The 4,778-nt window shown below is 70.0% G+C and carries 3 protein-coding genes and 1 pseudogene; 2 read left to right on the plus strand and 2 right to left on the minus strand.

Annotation, left to right across the window (positions count from 1 at the left end; all coding sequences use genetic code 11):
* Together RM812_RS40545 and RM812_RS40550 are read right to left on the minus strand one after the other, a co-directional pair.
* Positions 1-744, minus strand: a 744-nt coding sequence (locus RM812_RS40545) for a GNAT family N-acetyltransferase (RefSeq protein ID WP_311585784.1), incomplete at its 3' end; no start/stop codon positions are given.
* Positions 741-2,207 (minus strand): phosphotransferase, encoded by a 1,467-nt coding sequence (locus RM812_RS40550; RefSeq protein WP_311585785.1) that lies wholly within the window; start codon positions 2,205-2,207, stop codon positions 741-743. The genes RM812_RS40550 and RM812_RS40545, both read right to left, overlap by 4 nt.
* 72 nt (positions 2,208-2,279) lie before the next feature.
* On the opposite strand from RM812_RS40550, the gene RM812_RS40555 reads away from it, so the two are divergent.
* Together RM812_RS40555 and RM812_RS40560 are read left to right on the plus strand one after the other, a co-directional pair.
* Positions 2,280-3,686 (plus strand): site-specific integrase, encoded by a 1,407-nt coding sequence (locus tag RM812_RS40555; protein ID WP_311585787.1) that lies wholly within the window; start codon positions 2,280-2,282, stop codon positions 3,684-3,686.
* 146 nt (positions 3,687-3,832) lie between these two features.
* Positions 3,833-4,778: pseudogene (locus RM812_RS40560) on the plus strand (hypothetical protein); the annotation flags it as partial.

Below are 4,778 nucleotides of genomic sequence, written 5' to 3' on the forward strand. Positions count from 1 at the left end.
CGGCCCGGACACCACCAGCCCGGTCTCCTCGGCGGTCTCGCGAACCGCGGTCTGCCACGGCCGCTCGCCCGCCTCCGCCGTCCCACCAGGCCACTGCCAGGGGTGCCCCGGGCTGTAGACGCTGTGGAGCTGCACGGGCCGGTCGTGCTCGTCGGTGAAGAACACGCTGGCGGACAGGACGGCCTTCGGCAGCGCCGCCGCGTACTCCTCAGGCGAGAGCCATCCCTCGGTCATCGCGCCCCCGTCCCGGACGTGCGAGAGCTTCGTCATCCGCATGAGGGCCGGATCGCGCGCGAAGCCGAGCTCCTCATACAGCGGTGCGGCCTCCTTGCTTGCATGCAGCTCGTAGAGCGTGACCCCCTCGCGCTCCAGCGTTTCCAGAAGCGCGGACACGGTTGCCCGGGCGAGGCCGCGCCGCCGGTGGGCGGGTTCGGTGGCCACGATGTGGATTCGGGCGGCCAGTCCTTTGGGGTACTTCGGGGCCGGCAGGACGGGGTGGATCAGTGCGAGCGCGCAGGCGGCCAGCCCGCCGTCCGGCGCGTCGACGACGCAGGCGCGGGCATCGCCCCCAGGCTGCAGCCGGTGTGCGAGCTGGTCGCGGCAGATGACGAGCCACTCCTCGTCAAGCGGCTCGGACAGGATGAGCTGCGAGCGCAGCCGGGTGATCTCAGCGGCATCATCCGCGGTGGCCGGCCGCGGGACGAGCCTGGTCATCGGGCCGGGTACGTCGGTGCTGTGCGTCATCGCGGGTCGCCTCCGTCGATCGTGCGGGAAGCGTGCGCGGCGGCGCGGCAGCGCAAGAGGGTGCGGCGCCCTCGTTCGACCAGCTCCGGGTCGCCGGTCTTGCTTCCGAAGGCGATGCCGGACACCGCGTCCAGGACCGCTTCCACCAGCAGGCGCGCCCTCTCGTCCTCCGTGAGATGGCGGCCGTACCCGTCGAAGAACGCCTCGTAGAGGTCTTCCCGGCCGTCGAAGCAGTCGAGGAGACGGACCAGATCCCGCACGGCGGACTGGGGTTCGCTGCGCTCGAAGTCGATGATCCGCAGGGTGCCGTCACCGGCCCGAAGCAGGTTGCGGAGCTGTAGATCCCCGTGGGTCACCACCGCTTCGACCGGCGGCAGCTGCACGGCACTGGCTACAACCCACCGCACGTACTCCTCGTCTCCTGGCCTCAGATGCCGCCGTGCCCCGTCCAGGTGCCGCTCCGCCTTCGCGTACGGGACGACCGGCGCCGTTCCGGGCGACGCTGGGGGCAGGGGGCTCGCGTGGATGTGAGCCGTGAGTTTCCCGATCGCCCGGAACACCCGCCGCTCCTCGTCCGACGGCAGCGCCATGCCGTGCAGTGGGCGGCCCTCGACGGCGGTCAGGACGACCGCCCGCAGCCCCGCGTCGGCTGCCACCAGCCGGGGACCGGCGCCACCGAGCCCCGGCACCCAGTCGCGCAGGGCTGTGACCTCCCGGTCGTGGAAACGGTCGTTCTGGTGGATCTTGACGAACCACACCCCGCCCGAAGCGTCCTGCGCGCGCCACACCCGGCTGGCGGTCCGGGCCCAGGACACGTCCGTCCAGGCAGTGATCCGGCCGACCGCCTGCTCGGCGAACTCCCGTACCTCCCGCCCCGGGCGCGGCTCACCGCAGCCCGGGGCGGGCACGAGGCGGAGCCGGTCGACAGCCGGGTCGTGCCCGATCGGATCGTCCGGTTCCTGGAAGTGCACCACCATGGGAACACCGGCCCGATAGGCCTCCAGCCCCGCGCGGCAGTAGGCGACCATCGGTTCCGGCAGAGCGTCGAACGCGAACCAGCCCATGGCGTCGCACACCTTGGGCTCCTTGACGTCCGGCGTCCCGGACCAGCGGCGTACCTCGAAGAAGAACCCGACCCGCGCGCCCCCACCCGGCGCCCGGTGGTGGACGGTGACCGCGGCACGTACGTCGTCCGACTCCACCACCAGGCCCGTCTCCTCGTACGCCTCGCGCACGAGCGCGGTGACGACATCTTCGAAGGGACCGTCGACGTGACCGGAGGTTCTCCGGGCACTCGCATGTTGTGAAAATAACTGGCGCGGCATGGAGGCATTATGAGGGCGATCGAGCGATGGACCGTCGACTTCTACGACATGGTCGAAGCTGTTCCACTTGTAGGTGCCGAGGAGTTCCCTTGGCTCGGTGATCTCCACGAGCGGGCAGCCCGCAACGGTGCTCGCCATGGCACACCGATCCTGATCCCACCCACGGGCCGAGCGGATCCGAGGATCAACCTCTTCTTCCGCACCGGCTCGATGGCGGGCGCGTCGGTGAAGACGATGCGGCGGTACGCCTACTCACTGGCGGTCTGGCTGACGTTCCTCCACATCTTCGGCCGCCGCTGGGACGAGGCGACGCTCGCTGATGTTGAGGCGTACAAGGACTGGCGGCTCACCGACGTCCGCAACGACGAACGGGTCAAGGGGACGAGCTTCGACACCGACCGCGCGGCGCTCAACTGCTTCTACGCCTGGGCCGGCCCCCGCTATCGGACGATCAACCCGGTAGCTGCCGTTCCTCGCCAAGTCCCCTCTACCGCAGAGCCTTCCGCGGTGGTGGGCGGGTCCGGGATTCCGCCGGCCAGGAACGGGCGTGATCCGTTGCGACCTGCGGCCAGCCGTCGGCGTCAGGTGAAGTGGCTGCTCCGTAGCGGATTCGAGCAGTGGCGCAACATCGGCCTGCGCGGCTACGGGTTCGACGGTCTGCGGCGTCCGGGCTGGCGTGGGTACAACGAGGACCGGGATGTCGCTTTCGTCGACGGCCTGTACGGCACGGGGCTGCGGCTTCAGGAGTGGGCCAGCATCCTCGATGTCGAGCTTCCGTTCGGTGGGCGAGGGCGTTACCTGAAGGCGTGGCTGGCCGCCGCATGCATCAAGGGTGCCCCGGATGAGGGCCGCTACTACCGGATTCCGCGCCGCGTGCTGTCCACCGTGGCCTCGTACATGGATGTGGTGGAGGGGTCGCGGACGGAGGTGATCCGCCGCGCCCAGCGGGCCGGCCGCTACGACCGGTTGCCTGGAGTGCGGATCGTGACGGGCTACAGCGCCCGCACGCGGGAGCTGCACATCCAGACAGCATCCGGGGCTTCGGTGCCGCTCTCCTTGGATGTCCTCGGTCCCGACGAGCGGCTTCGCCTCTTCCGCATGACCCCCGACGGTCTGGAGCCGCTCGCGGTGTGGCTCTCTCACGACGGCCTGCCGAAGAAGGTCGGCGGCTGGGAGGACACCTTCCGGGACGCCAACGAGCGCATCGCCGATCTGTGGGCCGATCTCTCGGCGGAGGAGCTGACACCGGAGGAGCGTGAGCGGCGCCGGGCCCAGTGCTCCGTATGGGCTCGCGCTCACATGCTGCGGCACTCTTTCGCCTTGCGCTGGTACCTGTTGCTGTCCATGGTCTGGCAGCCCCACCTAGACGGCTTCACCGACGAGCAGCTCAAGGACCTTCGTAATCAGTTCGGCGATGTCTGGTACGCCCTGTCGATTTTGTTGGGCCACAGTCACCCGGATACGACCCGCGATCACTACCTCGCGCCCTTCACCGGTCTGCACGTCGACTATCTCATGGCGCTGCTCGACGAGGACGAACAGCGGGCGATGGAGTCGCTCGTTCGGACGGCCGTGGCCGCCACTGGGGTTGTCCTGGCGGCGGAGGGCGCCCGGTGAGCCGGGGCGGACGGCGGGCGAGTCTGCCTTCGGGTTCGTGGCAGCCGCCGCAGCGCGGCCTCGTGCCAGAGGCAGGCGGCACACTGGTTCGGTTCGTGGCGGAATCGGGAGAACGGTGCAAGACGTACGACTTCTCCATCTGCGAGGTGGCACCCGAACTGCAGCAGTGGCTGGCCAGGTGTCTCAGCCGTCGGATCGGCACAGCACGCACCCCGGTCAAGCGGCTCACGGCCGCCGAGAGTTACTTTGGGGTGCTGCGCGGATTCGCGCGTGTCCTGAGCGGGCAGCAGCCGGTGCCGACTCGCCCGGAGGAGCTGGCGGGTGCGCATATCCACGCGTTTGTGGAGCATTACGATGATCGGCCGAAGCGTCAGCATTCTGCCTTCAAGGAGCTGCGTTCCGTGTTGCGGAACGATCCGGAGCTCCCGGAGGACGCCCGCCAGGCCCTCTTCGACGTCCGGGTGAAGGAGCCCGAGGTGATCCGCCCCGGTGCCTACGCGGACGACGACTGGCAGGCGATCATGACGGCGGCGCGGCGGGACGTCCGCCTGGCGCGGGAGCGGATCGAGGCCGGACAGCGCCTCCTGGCACGGTGGCGCGGTGGCGATCCCACGCTCAGCCGACAGGAAGCAGAGCGCGGGGCGCTCTTGGATATCTTCGACCGCACCGGCGATCTGCCGCGTGAGCCCGGAGGCAAGGGCAACCACACGAAGGCGGTGCTGCGCGCTGGCGGCTTTCGTCACTTGGCCGCGAGCTTGTGCCTGACCAGGCCGGAAGCGACCGCGTTCTGTCTTCTGCTGACCGCGCTGACCCAGGAGAACTTCGGCACCATCGCCGCGTGGCCCGCGGCGCACTTCCACCCGGAGGGCGCCCGGGAAGACGAGCGTGTCGTCTTGGTGGAGGAGTCCAAGCCCCGGCGCGGCCCCGAGCGGGAGCACATGAACGCAGCGCTGGAACACCTGCCCGACGAGGTCGCCGGACTCCTCGGCGCCGGCGCCGAGGAATCCCGCCTCATGAGGTCCCCGCTCCGCCTGTACCTGCTCCTGCTGTCCCTCACGGAGCTGTCGCGTCGCCACGGCGGGACATCGGCGG

Source organism: Streptomyces lancefieldiae (assembly GCF_031845825.1).
Taxonomy (GTDB): Bacteria; Actinomycetota; Actinomycetes; order Streptomycetales; family Streptomycetaceae; genus Streptomyces; species Streptomyces lancefieldiae.